Raw genomic sequence first — 14124 nt, forward strand, 5'->3', positions numbered from 1 at the left:
GACTTTCCGAATGTGATTACGCCGCGTTGGCGTTGGCCGCTCTCGCCGCGCGAAGGCCAAGAAGATGGCAGATCGCGTAGACGAGGTCGGCACGGTTCAACGTATAGAAGTGGAATTTCTTGATGCCCTCGTCGACGAGGTCCATCACCTGCTCGGTCGCGACGGCGGCGGCAACGAGATGCGACGTCGCGCTGTCGTCTTCGAGGCCTTCGAAGCGGCGCGCGAGCCATGACGGGACCGTCGCCCCTGCGCGTTTGGCAAAGCCTGCGACCTGCTTGAAGTTGTGGATCGGAACGATCCCAGGCGAGATCGGTACCCAGATGCCTGCCGCGCGCGCCCGTTCGAGATAACGCAGGAAATACGCATTGTCGAAGCCGAACTGCGTGATGATGCGATCGGCGCCGGCATCGACCTTGGCCTTGAGATTATCGAGATCGGCTTCGATCGATTGACTTTCCGGATGCTTCTCCGGATAGCCCGCGACCGAGATTTCAAAATCCGCGATGCGCTTCAATCCGGCGACGAGATCGGCAGCGTTCTGATAGCCGTCGGGATGCGACTCATACTTCGTGCCCGCGCCGTGGACCGGATCGCCGCGCAGGGCGACGATGTGGCGGACACCCTCGCTCCAATACTGGCGCGCGACGGCATCCACCTCGTCCTTCGTCGCGTCAACGCAGGTGAGATGCGCCGCGGGCTTCAGGTCCGTTTCCTTGAGGATGCGCGTGACGGTGGAGTGCGTGCGTTCACGCGTCGAACCGCCGGCGCCGTACGTCACCGAAACAAATTCGGGATGCAGCGGCGCAAGGCGCGAGATCGCAGACCACAGCGTCTCTTCCATCTTCTCCGTCTTCGGCGGAAAGAATTCGAAGCTGACGACGATGTCGCCCGAGCCGAGCAACTTGCTCTTGCGTTCGCTATTTTGTGCCATCAGCGTGCTCCCTCGCGCACGTCTTCGACGGGTGCGCTTATCTTTGTAATCGGCATTTGCGTGACCGGACGTTCGGCAAGCCAGACCGTGACGGTCAGCATGTCGTCGCGGCCATCGGCTTTAGGGGTCAGGTCCTCGACGGATTTCGGCGCGAGGCCGGCATCTTTCAGCCAGCCTGCTACTTGCTCGTGCGTAAAGCCGAGGCGTTCGTGAGCCTCGCGCGTGCGCAAGAATTCGAGTTCATGCGGTGCGAAGTCGACGATCAGCAGTTTGCCGCCCGGCGTCAGCACGCGCGCCGCTTCGCGAATGGCGAGCGCCGGATCGGACAGAAAGTGCAGCACCTGATGCATGACGACGGCGTCGGCCTGTGCATCCGCCAGTGCCAGCGAATAGATATCGCCGTGGCGAACCTGCGCCTTGGCGCAGCCCTTGGCGTTGAGGTTGGCGCGCGCGTAGGTCAACATGGTTTGATTGACATCCAGACCCAGGCCGCGCTCGAAACGATCGGCGAAGAGTTCGAGCGTGCGTCCGGTGCCGGTGCCGAGATCGACGAAGAAATCGAAAGTCCCGTCGCCTAGCGCCCGGCGCATCGCGGCCTCGACGTCATTTTCCGCGACGTGAAGCGTGCGGATGCGGTCCCAGTCGGCGGCATGTTCTTCGAAGAAGCTCTGCGCGACCGACTCGCGTTCGCGCTTCAAGGTCTCGGCGCGCTCGCGGTCACGGCGGACGGATGCTTCCGAGGGATCAACATCGGCCACGAGGCGCAGCGCCAAACGGCCGCCGGGCTGACGATCCGAAATATGAAAGTAGACCCAGCTGCCGTCGCGGAAGCGCTCGATCAGCCCCGCCTCGCATAGCAGCTTCAAGTGGCGGCTGATGCGCGGCTGGCTTTGCCCGAGGATCAGGGTCAGATCCTTGACGTTCAGTTCGCCGCCAGCAAGCAGCAGGAGAATGCGCAGGCGCGTCGGCTCGGCGGCCGCCTTCAGCGCCGCCACCAAGTCAGCCGTTCGCATTTCCTCTGAGCTGGACATGCGCGGGAAGATATAAAGATATGTTTATATGTCAAGGGGCGTTTGGCGGTCGCGAAAACAGTACGGTGCTTAACCGCCTTTTAGAGAAATTTACCATAAGGTCGCCGACAGTGCTCGCGCGGGGGTTGAGTTGCGTCATGCAGCGTCGTGGTTTTGAAGTCATTGAAGTCTCAGGCGATCCCGGTTGCCTTCCGATCACGATCCGGCAGACCAATTCGAAAATGGCAAAACTTCCCGGCCTCTTGCTGATGACTGCGCTGGCGGCCTTGATCGTGCTGCCCCAGCTCGGGTTTGCGGTTTACGCACTTACCTCCGCGGATGTGCGCCGCGCCCTGGTTTCGAACCCGGTTGTGGCCATCGAGTTGGCGCTGGCGCTGGTCTTCTGGGTCGGCCTGATCATTTGGCCGCTGCGCAACATATTGATCGCGTTGATTTCCAGCCGTCTGGTCGATATCCGCGATGGAAGCGTGAAGGTCATCGACCGGACGCCGTTTTCGACGACGCTCTGGGATATGCCGTTGGCGAGTTTCGAGGGTGTCGCGCTGCACACGCGGACGTCGCTGTCGGGCGTTCACCAGGAAGCTGTATTGGTGCACCCGAACAAAAATCGCAGCATCATTCTGATGGCGGCAGATCGAATCGGTGGAACGGAATTCGATAGGCTTTGTCTGGCGTTGAGCCTTCCCGTCGTGTCGGCGGGGCGGCTCTACGATCTCGGCGATAAGCCTCGCGAACGACAAAATGCTGTGGCCGCATAGCCATCCAGCATTGTTTTGACGTGATTGTTGCCTCTGTAGCGTGACGAGAGGCTTGTTTCGATAGAGCGACAGTAGCAGAATCGGCCAAGAGCCCCTGCTACTTCGCGATGGTTTTGGGGACGACGAATGCGAGGGTTTGACATGGGGTGGGCAATTTCACAGCGAATTCGCTCCGCCAGTTGGCTGGCTGTTTTGTTTGCCTGTTTTGCAGGCGTTTCCGCGACCGGTGCTCGCGCCGAGTCGCCCGCCGTTTATATGCAGCGTGTTCAGAATGAGCTCATGTACGCGCAGCGTCAGGGCGGCATTTCCGCTTACGCCAACGTGCTGCGCCGACACATGGATGTTCCGAACATCGGCCTGACGGCGCTCGGCCCGCACGCGCGGACGCTGCCGAAGGCCGATCGGCCCGCCTACTACAACGGCATGATCAACTTCATCGCGAAGTACGCCGCCACGCAGGGCCCGAAATACATCGTCACCAGCGCCGTCGTCACCGGACAGGGTCCGGGCGATGCGGGCGGCACGAACGTCGACAGCCACATCACACTGTCCGACGGCTCGGGCTACGATATTCGCTGGCTCGTGATGAAGACCAAAGAGGGCTACAAGGTTCGTGACGCGCAGGTTGTCGGCTTTTGGATGACGACCTTCCTGGATGACCTCTTCCAGAATTACATCACCGAGAATGGCAATAATCCGCGGGCACTCGTCCTGGCGCTGAGCCGCTAAGACGATACCGTTCCATTCGGGCAGCTTTGGCATCTGACATTGCGCCAATCGCCCGGAAGTGTGCCTTTCAGGCGTCGCTCTTCGGGCGACGCCTGTTCTTTATCGACATCGGCGCTGTTCGCCCCATTTACGTCCAGCTTTGCATCGACAAAGCGCCGCACCCTTGCATCGCCGCCGAGCATAGGGGAGCAAAAAGCCCGCATACGTTCTATATGAAACGCGGGTTACGTTTTGGTGGTGGGGATGGAATTGGGGTCCAGGGTTATGACGTTTTCGAAATTGCGTTTGGCGCCGGGAATGGCTCTCGTCGTCTCGATGTCTTGTTTTTGCGTGTCTCAAACGCAGCCGGTCTGGAGCCAGGAACAGGAACAGCAGGCTCCCGCCGAGGGCGAGCAGCAGCCAGCGCCCGAGCAGACCGCTCCGGCAGACGACGGTGCCGCAGCGCAGCCCAGCGGCGACGGTGCAGAACCATCAGCCGCGCCGTCGGAGCAAGCTCCTGCGGATAGCGGGACGGAAGCGCCGCCTGCCGACAGCGGCGCAACAGAGGCGCCGGCTCAGCCAGAGCAACCAGCGGCAACCGAAGGCGCGCCTGCAGAAGGCGGTGCTGCAATCAACGCCAGTCAAATTCAGATCGGCGCGGCAGTGTTCGGCTCAGATGGCGCCAAGATCGGCGAAGTCAACGGCGTGAAGTCCGACGACAGCGGCAAGGTGCAGGAAATTCTCGTTACCGATGGCATGCCCGCGGGCATCAACGCCAAAGTCTTCGAAGTTCCGGCCGATAAGATCACGAGCGTCGCGGACGGCGTGAAGCTGTCGCTGACCTCGGAGGAAGCCAAGCAGCTTCCGATCATCGACAACAGCAACGGGTGAAGCTTTTGAGTGTGGCTTCCGACTCTCCTTCGTCGAGCCGGCCGGAAGCCACATTTCCCCTCTGCCCTATCGCTCGAACCGCTTGAACTTGATGCGGTGCGGTTCGACGGCCTGGTCGCCAAGGCGGCGCTTCTTGTCTTCTTCGTAGTCGGCGAAGTTGCCTTCGAACCATTCGACGTGGCTATCGCCTTCGAAGGCGAGGATGTGCGTGGCGAGGCGGTCGAGGAAGAAGCGGTCATGCGAGATCACCACGGCGCAGCCGGGGAAATCTTCGAGTGCCGCTTCGAGCGCGCCGAGCGTCTCGGTGTCGAGGTCGTTTGTCGGCTCGTCGAGCAGCAGCAGGTTGCCGCCCTCTTTCAGGAGCTTCGCGAGATGCACGCGGTTGCGTTCGCCGCCCGACAGCATGCCGACTTTCTTCTGCTGGTCGGCGCCTTTGAAGTTGAACCAGCCGCAGTAGGCGCGGCTTGGAACTTCTTTCTTGCCACCGAGCAGCATCTGGTCGAGGCCGCCTGATATCTCCTCCCAAACGGTCTTCTTGTCGTCCAGATGGGCACGCGACTGGTCGACGTAAGCGATCTTGACGGTGTCGCCGAGGCGGATCGTGCCGCTGTCGGGCTGTTCTGCCCCCGTCAGCATCTTGAACAGAGTCGTCTTACCAGCGCCGTTCGGACCGATGACGCCGACGATGCCGCCGGGCGGCAGCTTGAACGAGAGACCATCGATCAGCAGGCGATCGCCGAAGCCCTTCGTCAGGCCGTCGGCTTCGATCACAACGCCGCCAAGCCGCGGGCCGGTCGCGATCTGGATCGAGGCGCGGCCGTTCTCCTCGCGGCCGGCTTCGTCAGCCAGCTTCTCATAAGCTGTGATACGAGCCTTCGACTTGGCCTGGCGGGCTTTCGGCGACGAGCGGATCCATTCTAACTCGCGGGATAGCGCCTTCTGCTTGCTTTCTTCCTGAGCCTTCTCGGTCGCTTCGCGCTTGGCTTTCTGTTCGAGCCAGCCCGAGTAGTTGCCCTTCCACGGCACGCCCTGCCCGCGGTCGAGTTCGAGCGTCCATTCGGTGATGTTGTCGAGGAAGTAGCGGTCATGGGTGACGAGGATCACGCAGCCCGCGTATTCCTTCAGGTAGCGTTCGAGCCAGGCGACGCTTTCGGCGTCGAGATGGTTGGTCGGCTCGTCGAGAAGCAGAATATCGGGCTTCGACAGCAGGAGCTTCGTCAGCGCAACGCGACGTTTTTCGCCGCCGGACAGCTTCGTGACGTCGGCGTCGCCCGGCGGCGAACGCAAAGCATCGAGTGCCTGTTCGACCTGGGCGTCGAGGTCCCAGAGATCCTGGGCGTCGATCTGGTCCTGAAGCGCCGTCATCTCGTCGGCAGTCTCTTCGGAATAGTTCGCCGCGATCTCGTTGTAGCGATCGAGGATTGCCTTTTTCTCCGCGACGCCTTCCATGGCATTGCCGAGCACATCCTTTTCGGGATCGAGTTCCGGCTCCTGCGGCAGATAGCCGACCTTGATGCCGTCGGCGGCCCAGGCTTCGCCCGTGAAATCGTCGATCCGGCCCGCCATGATCTTCAGCAGCGTCGATTTACCAGCGCCGTTGAGGCCGACGACGCCAATTTTGGCGCCCGGCAGGAACGACAGCGAAATGTCCTTCAGCACCTGCTTCCCGCCCGGATAGGTCTTGGAAAGCTTATGCATATGATAAACGTACTGATGTGCAGCCATGAACGGCGCCTCTATGACCTTAAGTTCGAGGGATTTAATCGGCCTTCTAGCCGATTGCGGCGGCTTGCTCAATTGTATCATTGAGCCCGTGCGCGACGTGCCGCGGCCGGGTACCCCGGATATATAGGAACGCGTTTCCAAAAGAGGACAGGGATGGCGGATCAGATCCCCGAAAACGGTAAAGTGCCCGAAAATGGCAAGGCATCGAAGCCAAAAATCGTCTGCTCCTTGACGGGCAAGGAATATTCGCGCGGCGCCGTGGTCAGTATTGCGACGGTTATGCCCTCGCTGGTCGAGCGCATACGTAAAGATTACCCCGATCTGAAAGACGATGCGTTCGTTTCGCGCAAGGAACTTGATCGCTATCGCACGCTCTATGTGACGGAACTCCTTCGTGATGAATCTGGCGATGTCAGCGAGATCGAGAAGCAAGTTGCGGAAAGTCTTGCAACGCATGAAACGCTTGCCGAGAATGTCGAAGAAGAATTTTCGGCCAAGCGTTCTGTGGGCGAGATCTTATCGGACGGCTTGGCTCAGTTCGGCGGCAGCTGGACGTTTCTCATCGTGTTTGCCGCGTTCCTCGGCATATGGATGCTTTACAATTCCTATCGCGCAGGAGCCGCGTTCGATCCTTACCCCTATATTCTGCTGAATCTTATTCTTTCAACGATCGCGGCCGTTCAGGCCCCGATCATCATGATGAGCCAGCGGCGACAAGAAGAGAAAGACCGGCTACGCTCGCTGAACGACTACCGCGTCAATCTCAAGGCCGAGCTGGAAATTCGCCACCTGCATGAAAAAATGGATCATCTGATCAATAAGCAATGGCAGCGGCTGGCAGAGATTCAGTCGTTGCAGCTCGACAAATTGGCGGAGCGCAGGAAGTAGCGGGCTCTTTGGTTTGGGCTTGGCGACTGACGGTCCGCGAGCCCACCTCCCGCATGGCTTTTTTGGGTGCAGGCGACTGCCCTACGGGGAGCCGGCCGCCAGCACACTTTTGATTTTGTGCTGGCGACTCCCCTACGGGGAGCCGGCCGCCAGCACATTGTCACCACGCCGGGTTCTTCACGCCGGTGAAGAAGTAGACGCCGAGGCCGATCGTAAAAACAAGCCAGCCCCACAGGACGTGCTCGATATAGACGGCCCAGAACGAGCGCGTGCGTTCGTAGCGCCACGCCAGCAGCAATCCGACGACGAACGTTCCGCCGACGGCGATCCAGTTGCGGAACAGGATATGGCCGAAGCCGAACGCCAATGCGTTTGCGAGAATGAGCGTCCAGCGTGAGTTGAACAGCGCGCCGTAGCGATGAAAGAAGAAGACGCGATACGCGAACTCCTGCGCTAAGACCGACGTGAACGGATAAAGCACCATGATCTTCAGCCAAAGGCCTGGGCGCTCAGCTGCGAGGGAGAACAACCTGTCGGGCATGATCGCCGCGACGAGCCCGGCCACAATGAGACTTCCAATTGCGAAGATCAGGAAGATCGAAAGAAGCGTGGCGCGATCGGGCCAGCGTGCCAGTTCCTGTTTCAGGCTGTAGCTTTTGTCGAAATAGAGAAACGCGACGAAACCGGCTAGCACGGGCGGGAGCGCATAGAACAGCGGCACACGGTAATCGAACACGGCGATGCGCATCAGCAGCGGTAGGCCGATGTAGATGAGCCCGAATTCCAGCCACAGCTGCAATCGACGCGCGTCGGAGAGCGGCGGAATGGCGGCGCCATCATCGATAGTTCCGGCCGCTGTTATCCCGCCGGTGGCTCCGATGACGTCTTTTGTTGAGAAAGAGGCTGTCATCGAAACTCCCGCGCTGAACGGCTTAGGATCGGGTGGCGTTGACGAGTCCCGGCAGCATCGCGGCGCGCTTCAGCCAGCGCCTGCGAATTTCGTCGGCGATCGTGTCAGCGGAGTGAAGCGGCTTGTAACTCCACGGCGATAATGGCCCGCCGGAAGCTGGCAGCGGCCGGGTTGCTCCGTAGGCCGCAAGGGCTGCATGGAAACGGTCGAACTTCGGACTGCCGCCCGTCGGTGAGAACAGGAAGATCGGACGGCCGGTGGCGGCGGCCTCACAGATCATGCTGACGCTGTCGGCGGTGATGACGAAAGCATCCGCGTGCGCGAGGAAGTCCGGATAAGGATTGGGGCCATCGCCATTCCAGAAGATGGCGGGCTTACCGGCAATGTCCTCTTGAAGGCGCTTGGCCAAGCGTTCCGGCGTTCGCCGCGACGTGGTGAGCATCAAACCGGCGCCGTTGTCGACAAGCGCGCCGAGTGACGCCACAAGACGTTCTTCGTCAGCGTCCGTATAATGGTAATCGCCGTTCGGACCGCCGATGAGGCAGGCAATCCGCGGCGTCGGCAGCGCGGCGACCGCGGCCGGGATATTGGCCCTCAGCGCTTCGAGCCGAGCCGGAGAAAAGCGGTGCGGCGAGGTCAGCGTCGTGACGACGTTCGGACCGCGGCGGCGGTCATGCTGCGGCACCCAGATGAGATCGGCGCTATTCGGACCGGTCTTCGGGTCCATCAGAATGACGGTGTATGTCTGCAGCCCGGCGTGACGCCGCAGCGCGCGGATGTAGGGAATGGTCGTCCGGCCCGTTGCAAACGCGAACGCTGGCCACGGCGGACCGAGCGGGCCGCCACTCGCGCCCATTTGCTCCCCGGCCGGAAGCGGTCCCCACGGAGCCGCCAGCTTGTATATGCCCGAAAGGTTGCTGCGCTTGACGATGGCGTTCAGACCGAGCGCTTCGACGACGCCCTGACACTGAGCTTCGTGGCCAGCCTTGCCGTCCGAAAAAATCCACGCGGATCGGCCGGTAAACACCGGGGGATCGCTATCGGCTTGGATCGGGTCAGACACGACTGCCATTCCCGCTCATCGACATCGCGCTTATGCCGGAACGGCATTTAAAGAAATTTGCGAAACTTTGCGCGCTGGGGACCATTCCTGATATTACTCTAACGTTTCCTGCGACGGCGCGGTCCATGGCATTAGAACTCGACGAAACAGACTGGCGAATTTTGCGAGAGCTGCAAGCCGACGGCCGCATCACCAACATTGCGCTTGCCAATCGCATCGGTCTTTCAGCTCCGCCCTGCCTGCGCCGCGTCCGGGCGCTCGAAGAAGCCGGGCTTATCACACGTTATACCGCGTTGGTGGACGAAGTTAGGCTCGGATACGGGCTGACGGCCTTCGCCATGGTCCGACTGCACAATCAGGCCGAAGCGGACCTTCACGCCTTTGAGAACCGCATTCTCGGCTGGCCCCTCGTCCGTGAAGCCTACATGCTGTCCGGCGAGAGCGACTTTATACTGAAATGCATCGCACGCGATCTGCAGGGGTTTCAGAACTTCGTGCTGGAAGAATTGACGGCTGCGCCGAATGTCGCAAGCGTCAAGACATACCTTACGATCCGGCGTGCCAAGCGCGAACCCGGCGTTCCGATCAGCGTCGCGGGGCCTGAGGGGACGTAACCGGGCGCGGCGTATTTTGGAGGGTTGATGCGGACCTTTTCTGAATGGACGTCTTGGACGGCAAAAGCTGTCCTCCTTTCGATAATTCCAAGCACCTCAGTTGCCGTCGCAGCGACGTCTGACGAACTGTTCAATACTTATTTCGGCAATGTGCTCGGCGGACTCCCCTGCTTCGCCCAAACGTTCGACGATAGGGCGCTGAATGCTAATCCGCAGCAGCGCGTGCGCAAGATCGAGATCGATCTTGCCAAGACGAACTCCGACGGCACGCCGAATACGCCGGATCGCTTCACGCTCGGGTTCGCCGTCATGCTGGCGTCGGGATCAGACTGGTTCGGCCAGCGAGCAAACTGTCAAACCAACGACGACGATTTCGAATGCTATCTCGAAAGCGACGGCGGCATTTTCCGGCTCAGCCCTCAGAAAACCGGTCTGAAACTCGTGACCGGCGACGACGGCATTTCGGTTGATGATGGCGATTCCGAAGTCGAGCTGTCCGGCAAGGACGGCATCGACAAGACGTTCGACCTTGTGCCGTCAAAAGAGGAATGCCAGGACGCCGCGGCGTTTTTCGAAGGCGGCAACGACTAGCCGCCCTCGAACGTCTGCTTAGCTTCAGGCAGGCGGGCTTGAGCCCCACTTCACCTGCAGGATCTCAAACGTGCGGACGCCCTTCGGCGTGGTGACGTCGACGCTTTCGCCCTTCGACTTGCCGATCAGCGCGCGGGCGATGGGCGAGGAGATGGAAATCTTGCGGTCGCGCAGATTGGCTTCAGTGTCGCCGACGATCATGTAGCTGACCTTCTCGCCGGAATCCTCGTCTTCCAGTGTCACGGTCGCACCGAACTTGACGGTATCGCCCGACAGCTTGGTGACGTCGATAATCTCTGCACGGTTGATCTTATCTTCGATCTCGGCGACGCGAGCTTCGTTCAGTCCCTGCTGCTCCTTGGCGGCGTGGTATTCCGCGTTTTCGGAAAGATCGCCATGTGCGCGGGCTTCCGAAATGGCCGCAATGATACGCGGGCGCTCGACGGCTTTCAGCCGCTGCAATTCCTCCTCAAGGCTCTTGTAGCCCTCAAGCGTCATCGGCACCCGTTCCATCATCTTCTCCAACGTCTTCAACGTCTCAATCAATTGCGGGGATGGCCCCGACACACGCTAACAGTAAGCTTGGCAATTAGGAAAGCAATGAAGGGGCAGCCGATCTCGGGTGCCCCGTCTGGTCGGCAAACGGCTTAGCGATGCGCGAAAGCCTGCAACGGAGCCACGTCCAGGGTGTCCGATGCCAGTGCTTTGATAGCCCGTGTAACCGCTACCGCCCCCGCCAATGTTGTATAGTAGGGGATGTGGTGAAGCAAGGCCGTGCGCCGGATGTCCTTGCTATCGCTCAGAGCTTTCGAACCCTCGGTTGTATTAAAAACGAGGTTGATATCGCCATTTTTGATGGCGTCCACGATGTGGGGACGGCCTTCCAGAACCTTGTTGATGGCATCACACTGGATGCCGTTCGCTTCCAGGAAGCGCTTGGTTCCGCGGGTCGCGACGACCTTGAAGCCCATGGCGGCCAGCTCCCGGACCGGGGCCACGACGCGGGATTTATCGCTTTCTTTGACCGAGACGAACACCGTGCCCTTGGACGGGAGTTTCTGCCCGGCGCCGAGCTGGCTCTTGCCGAAGGCCATCGCGAAGTCGTGGTCGATGCCCATGACTTCGCCTGTCGAGCGCATCTCGGGTCCCAAAATAGGATCCACACCGAGGAAACGCGCGAACGGGAAGACCGCCTCTTTGACCGCAATGTGCGTGTAGGTCGGTTTCGCGAGGTTGAAATCTGCGAGCGGTTTGCCAGCCATGACTTCGGCCGCGATCGAGGCGATCGGCAGGCCGATGACTTTCGCAACGAACGGCACCGTGCGAGACGCGCGCGGATTCACCTCGAGAATAAAGACCTGTTCGTCCTTGATGGCGAACTGCACGTTCATCAGACCCACAACGCGGAGCGCCAGAGCGAGCTCGCGGGCTTGGCGTTCAAGCTCGGCGACGATGGTCGTCGAGAGCGAGTGCGGCGGCAGCGAGCAGGCGCTGTCGCCCGAGTGGATGCCCGCTTCCTCGATATGCTCCATGATACCGGCGACGAACGTATCCTTGCCGTCCGACAAGCAGTCGACGTCGACTTCGACAGCGTCGGTCAGATAGCTGTCGATCAGCAACGGGCGCTTTTCGGAAACGACGAGTTCGGACGGCCTGTCGAGCGTTGCGGAGAGGCGCGCGACGTAACGGTCGACTTCGGCGCCGTCGTGCACGATCTCCATCGCGCGGCCGCCGAGCACGTAGGACGGACGGATGACGACGGGATAGCCGATTTCTTCGGCAATGCCGCGGGCGGCTTCCGGCGTCTTGGCGATGCCGCTCTTGGGCTGCTTGAGGTTGAGCTTATCGATCAGCGCTTTGAACCGGTCGCGGTCTTCGGCGAGATCGATGGCGTCGGGCGACGTGCCGAGGATCGGAACGCCTGCCTCTTCCAGCGCGCTGGCAAGCTTCAGCGGCGTCTGGCCGCCGAACTGCACGATGACGCCCTTTAGAGAGCCCTTTTGGCTTTCGACGCGGATGATTTCGAGCACGTCTTCGGCGGTCAGCGGTTCGAAGAACAGCCGGTCGGACGTGTCGTAGTCGGTCGAAACGGTCTCGGGGTTGCAGTTGACCATGATTGTTTCGAAGCCAGCGGCCGTCAGCGCGAAGCAGGCGTGGCAGCAGCAGTAGTCGAACTCGATACCTTGGCCGATGCGGTTCGGGCCTCCGCCAAGGATGACGACTTTATCCTTTGCGCTCGGATCGGCTTCGCAGACGGGATCGCCGCTGAGGCCGGTTTCGTAGGTCGAATACATATAGGCCGTGGGCGACGCAAATTCGGCAGCACACGTATCAATGCGTTTGAATACGGGCGTGACGCCCAGATCTTTGCGCAGCTTGCGGACATCGGTCTCGCTGACCTTTCCGAGCTTCGCCAAGCGCGCATCGGAGAAGCCTTGCGCCTTCAGCGCACGCAGCTGCGGCGCGGTCTTCGGCAGGCCGTGCGCGATGATGCGCGCTTCGGTGTCGGTGATCGCCTTGATCTGGCTGAGGAACCACGGGTCGATTTTGCAATACTGATGGATCTCGTCGAGCGAGAAGCCTTCGCGGAAGGCCTGCGCGACTTTCAGAATGCGATCGGAGGTGGGGCGCGAGACGGCGGCGCGGACAACGTTCTTGTCGTCGCCCTGCCCCAGGCCTTCGAGCTGGATGTCGTCGAAGCCGGTCAGGCCCGTTTCCATCGAACGCAGCGCTTTCTGCATGCTCTCGGCGAACGTCCGGCCGATGGCCATCGCTTCGCCGACCGACTTCATCGACGTGGTCAGCGTCGTGTCGGCACCGAGGAATTTCTCGAACGCGAAGCGGGGAATTTTCGTGACAACGTAATCAATCGTCGGCTCGAACGACGCGGGCGTGGCGCCGCCGGTGATCTCGTTCTGAATTTCGTCGAGCGTGTAGCCGACGGCGAGCTTCGCCGCGACCTTCGCGATCGGGAAGCCCGTCGCCTTCGAAGCCAACGCGGACGAGCGCGACACGCGCGGGTTCATCTCGATGACGATCAGACGGCCGTCGGCCGGATTGACCGCGAACTGAACGTTCGAGCCGCCCGTCTCGACGCCGATCTCGCGCAGGACGGCAATCGAGGCGTCGCGCATGATCTGGTATTCTTTGTCCGTCAGCGTCAGTGCCGGTGCGACGGTGATGCTGTCGCCGGTGTGCACGCCCATCGGGTCGATGTTTTCGATCGAGCAGATGATGATGCAGTTGTCCGCCTTGTCGCGGACGACTTCCATCTCGTACTCTTTCCAGCCGATGACGCTTTCCTCGACGAGGACCTGGGACGTCGGCGAGGCATCAAGGCCGCGGTCGATAATCTCGAAATATTCTTCGCGATTGTAGGCGATGCCGCCGCCCGTACCGCCGAGCGTGAACGACGGACGGATGATCGCCGGCAGGCCGACGTGCTCAATGGCCGACGCCGCCTCGTCGCGGTTATGCACTAGGCGCGAGCGCGGCGTTTCGAGCCCGATCTCTTCCATCGCCTCGCGGAATAGCTTGCGGTCCTCGGCCTTGTCGATGGCCTCGGCCTTGGCACCGATCAACTCGACGCCATAACGATGCAGAATGCCTTGCTTGTGCAGCGCCAGCGCGGTGTTGAGCGCGGTCTGGCCACCCATCGTCGGCAAGATGGCGTCGGGCTTTTCCTTGGCGATGATCTTGGCCACGACTTCGGGCGTGATCGGCTCGATGTAGGTTGCATCAGCGAGGTCCGGATCGGTCATGATGGTCGCCGGATTGGAGTTGACCAAGATGATCCGATAGCCCTCGTCGCGCAGCGCCTTGCAGGCCTGCGTGCCGGAATAGTCGAACTCGCACGCCTGGCCGATGACGATCGGGCCTGCGCCGATGATAAGAATGGATTTGATGTCAGTGCGTTTTGGCATGCGGCGCAAAAATTTGGCCGAGGCTCGCGTGGTGACGCGGTCGGCTCAGGGGTGGATGGAACGACGGGCTAAGGGGGCCTTATAGGCAAAG

At 60.9% G+C, this 14124-nt stretch carries 13 protein-coding genes; 6 read left to right on the plus strand and 7 right to left on the minus strand.

Annotated elements, in window-relative coordinates; all coding sequences use genetic code 11:
* Positions 1-16: 16 nt before the first annotated feature.
* Both metF and ACLB1Z_RS11375 read right to left on the minus strand, forming a co-directional pair.
* Positions 17-931 (minus strand): methylenetetrahydrofolate reductase [NAD(P)H], encoded by a 915-nt coding sequence (metF, locus tag ACLB1Z_RS11370; protein ID WP_409559957.1) that lies wholly within the window; start codon positions 929-931, stop codon positions 17-19.
* Positions 931-1944: an ArsR/SmtB family transcription factor gene (locus ACLB1Z_RS11375; RefSeq protein WP_409559958.1), complete on the minus strand. Its 1014-nt coding sequence runs from the start codon at positions 1942-1944 to the stop codon at positions 931-933. Before ACLB1Z_RS11375 ends, metF begins: the two co-directional genes overlap by 1 nt.
* A gap of 155 nt (positions 1945-2099) precedes the next feature.
* On the opposite strand from ACLB1Z_RS11375, the gene ACLB1Z_RS11380 reads away from it, so the two are divergent.
* The 3 genes from ACLB1Z_RS11380 to ACLB1Z_RS11390 all read left to right on the plus strand — a co-directional run bounded on the left by ACLB1Z_RS11380 (position 2100) and on the right by ACLB1Z_RS11390 (position 4319).
* Positions 2100-2720 carry a hypothetical protein gene (locus tag ACLB1Z_RS11380; protein WP_409559959.1) on the plus strand — a complete coding sequence of 207 codons (621 nt, stop codon included), beginning with the start codon at positions 2100-2102 and terminating at the stop codon, positions 2718-2720.
* Positions 2721-2861: 141 nt separating this feature from the next.
* The gene (locus tag ACLB1Z_RS11385) at positions 2862-3449 is read left to right on the plus strand and encodes an ABC transporter substrate-binding protein (RefSeq protein WP_409559960.1); all 588 of its coding nucleotides are present in this window, start codon (positions 2862-2864) and stop codon (positions 3447-3449) included.
* Positions 3450-3713: 264 nt separating this feature from the next.
* Positions 3714-4319 carry a PRC-barrel domain-containing protein gene (locus ACLB1Z_RS11390; protein WP_409559961.1) on the plus strand — a complete coding sequence of 202 codons (606 nt, stop codon included), beginning with the start codon at positions 3714-3716 and terminating at the stop codon, positions 4317-4319.
* Between the two features lie 66 nt (positions 4320-4385).
* Here the strand turns inward: ACLB1Z_RS11390 and ettA are convergent, their stop codons facing one another.
* Complete coding sequence (gene ettA / locus ACLB1Z_RS11395) at positions 4386-6044, minus strand: energy-dependent translational throttle protein EttA (protein ID WP_013947747.1); 1659 nt, start codon at positions 6042-6044, stop codon at positions 4386-4388.
* 153 nt (positions 6045-6197) lie between these two features.
* Between ettA and ACLB1Z_RS11400 the strand changes: the two genes are divergently transcribed.
* Positions 6198-6932 carry a DUF1003 domain-containing protein gene (locus tag ACLB1Z_RS11400; RefSeq protein ID WP_409559962.1) on the plus strand — a complete coding sequence of 245 codons (735 nt, stop codon included), beginning with the start codon at positions 6198-6200 and terminating at the stop codon, positions 6930-6932.
* A gap of 160 nt (positions 6933-7092) precedes the next feature.
* Here ACLB1Z_RS11400 and ACLB1Z_RS11405 read toward each other — a convergent pair whose 3' ends face one another.
* Positions 7093-7842: a CPBP family intramembrane glutamic endopeptidase gene (locus ACLB1Z_RS11405; RefSeq protein ID WP_409559963.1), complete on the minus strand. Its 750-nt coding sequence runs from the start codon at positions 7840-7842 to the stop codon at positions 7093-7095.
* A gap of 22 nt (positions 7843-7864) precedes the next feature.
* Positions 7865-8914 (minus strand): mitochondrial fission ELM1 family protein, encoded by a 1050-nt coding sequence (locus ACLB1Z_RS11410; protein WP_409559964.1) that lies wholly within the window; start codon positions 8912-8914, stop codon positions 7865-7867.
* A gap of 116 nt (positions 8915-9030) precedes the next feature.
* On the opposite strand from ACLB1Z_RS11410, the gene ACLB1Z_RS11415 reads away from it, so the two are divergent.
* Together ACLB1Z_RS11415 and ACLB1Z_RS11420 are read left to right on the plus strand one after the other, a co-directional pair.
* Entirely contained in the window at positions 9031-9519 is a 489-nt protein-coding gene (locus ACLB1Z_RS11415) for an Lrp/AsnC family transcriptional regulator (protein ID WP_013947752.1), read from the plus strand.
* A 27-nt stretch (positions 9520-9546) separates the two neighbouring features.
* The gene (locus ACLB1Z_RS11420) at positions 9547-10110 is read left to right on the plus strand and encodes a hypothetical protein (RefSeq protein ID WP_409559965.1); all 564 of its coding nucleotides are present in this window, start codon (positions 9547-9549) and stop codon (positions 10108-10110) included.
* A 24-nt stretch (positions 10111-10134) separates the two neighbouring features.
* Here ACLB1Z_RS11420 and greA read toward each other — a convergent pair whose 3' ends face one another.
* Together greA and carB are read right to left on the minus strand one after the other, a co-directional pair.
* On the minus strand, positions 10135-10623 hold the full coding sequence (greA, locus tag ACLB1Z_RS11425; RefSeq protein WP_409559966.1) for a transcription elongation factor GreA: 489 nt from the start codon (positions 10621-10623) through the stop codon (positions 10135-10137).
* Between the two features lie 134 nt (positions 10624-10757).
* Positions 10758-14033 (minus strand): carbamoyl-phosphate synthase large subunit, encoded by a 3276-nt coding sequence (gene carB / locus ACLB1Z_RS11430; RefSeq protein ID WP_409559967.1) that lies wholly within the window; start codon positions 14031-14033, stop codon positions 10758-10760.
* Positions 14034-14124: the final 91 nt, after the last annotated feature.

This window comes from Hyphomicrobium sp. MC8b (assembly GCF_905067615.1).
GTDB lineage: Bacteria > Pseudomonadota > Alphaproteobacteria > Rhizobiales > Hyphomicrobiaceae > Hyphomicrobium_B.

Bases quoted from the DNA above. Each gene is read 5' to 3' on its own strand.
- metF (WP_409559957.1), bottom strand. From the start codon at position 931: ATGGCACAAAATAGCGAACGCAAGAGCAAGTTGCTCGGCTCGGGCGAC.
- ACLB1Z_RS11410 (WP_409559964.1), bottom strand. From the start codon at position 8,914: ATGGCAGTCGTGTCTGACCCGATCCAAGCCGATAGCGATCCCCCGGTG.
- ACLB1Z_RS11390 (WP_409559961.1), top strand. From the start codon at position 3,714: ATGACGTTTTCGAAATTGCGTTTGGCGCCGGGAATGGCTCTCGTCGTC.
- ACLB1Z_RS11405 (WP_409559963.1), bottom strand. From the start codon at position 7,842: ATGACAGCCTCTTTCTCAACAAAAGACGTCATCGGAGCCACCGGCGGG.
- ACLB1Z_RS11415 (WP_013947752.1), top strand. From the start codon at position 9,031: ATGGCATTAGAACTCGACGAAACAGACTGGCGAATTTTGCGAGAGCTG.
- ACLB1Z_RS11385 (WP_409559960.1), top strand. From the start codon at position 2,862: ATGGGGTGGGCAATTTCACAGCGAATTCGCTCCGCCAGTTGGCTGGCT.
- ACLB1Z_RS11400 (WP_409559962.1), top strand. From the start codon at position 6,198: ATGGCGGATCAGATCCCCGAAAACGGTAAAGTGCCCGAAAATGGCAAG.
- ACLB1Z_RS11420 (WP_409559965.1), top strand. From the start codon at position 9,547: ATGCGGACCTTTTCTGAATGGACGTCTTGGACGGCAAAAGCTGTCCTC.
- ettA (WP_013947747.1), bottom strand. From the start codon at position 6,044: ATGGCTGCACATCAGTACGTTTATCATATGCATAAGCTTTCCAAGACC.
- ACLB1Z_RS11380 (WP_409559959.1), top strand. From the start codon at position 2,100: ATGCAGCGTCGTGGTTTTGAAGTCATTGAAGTCTCAGGCGATCCCGGT.
- carB (WP_409559967.1), bottom strand. From the start codon at position 14,033: ATGCCAAAACGCACTGACATCAAATCCATTCTTATCATCGGCGCAGGC.
- greA (WP_409559966.1), bottom strand. From the start codon at position 10,623: ATGGAACGGGTGCCGATGACGCTTGAGGGCTACAAGAGCCTTGAGGAG.
- ACLB1Z_RS11375 (WP_409559958.1), bottom strand. From the start codon at position 1,944: ATGCGAACGGCTGACTTGGTGGCGGCGCTGAAGGCGGCCGCCGAGCCG.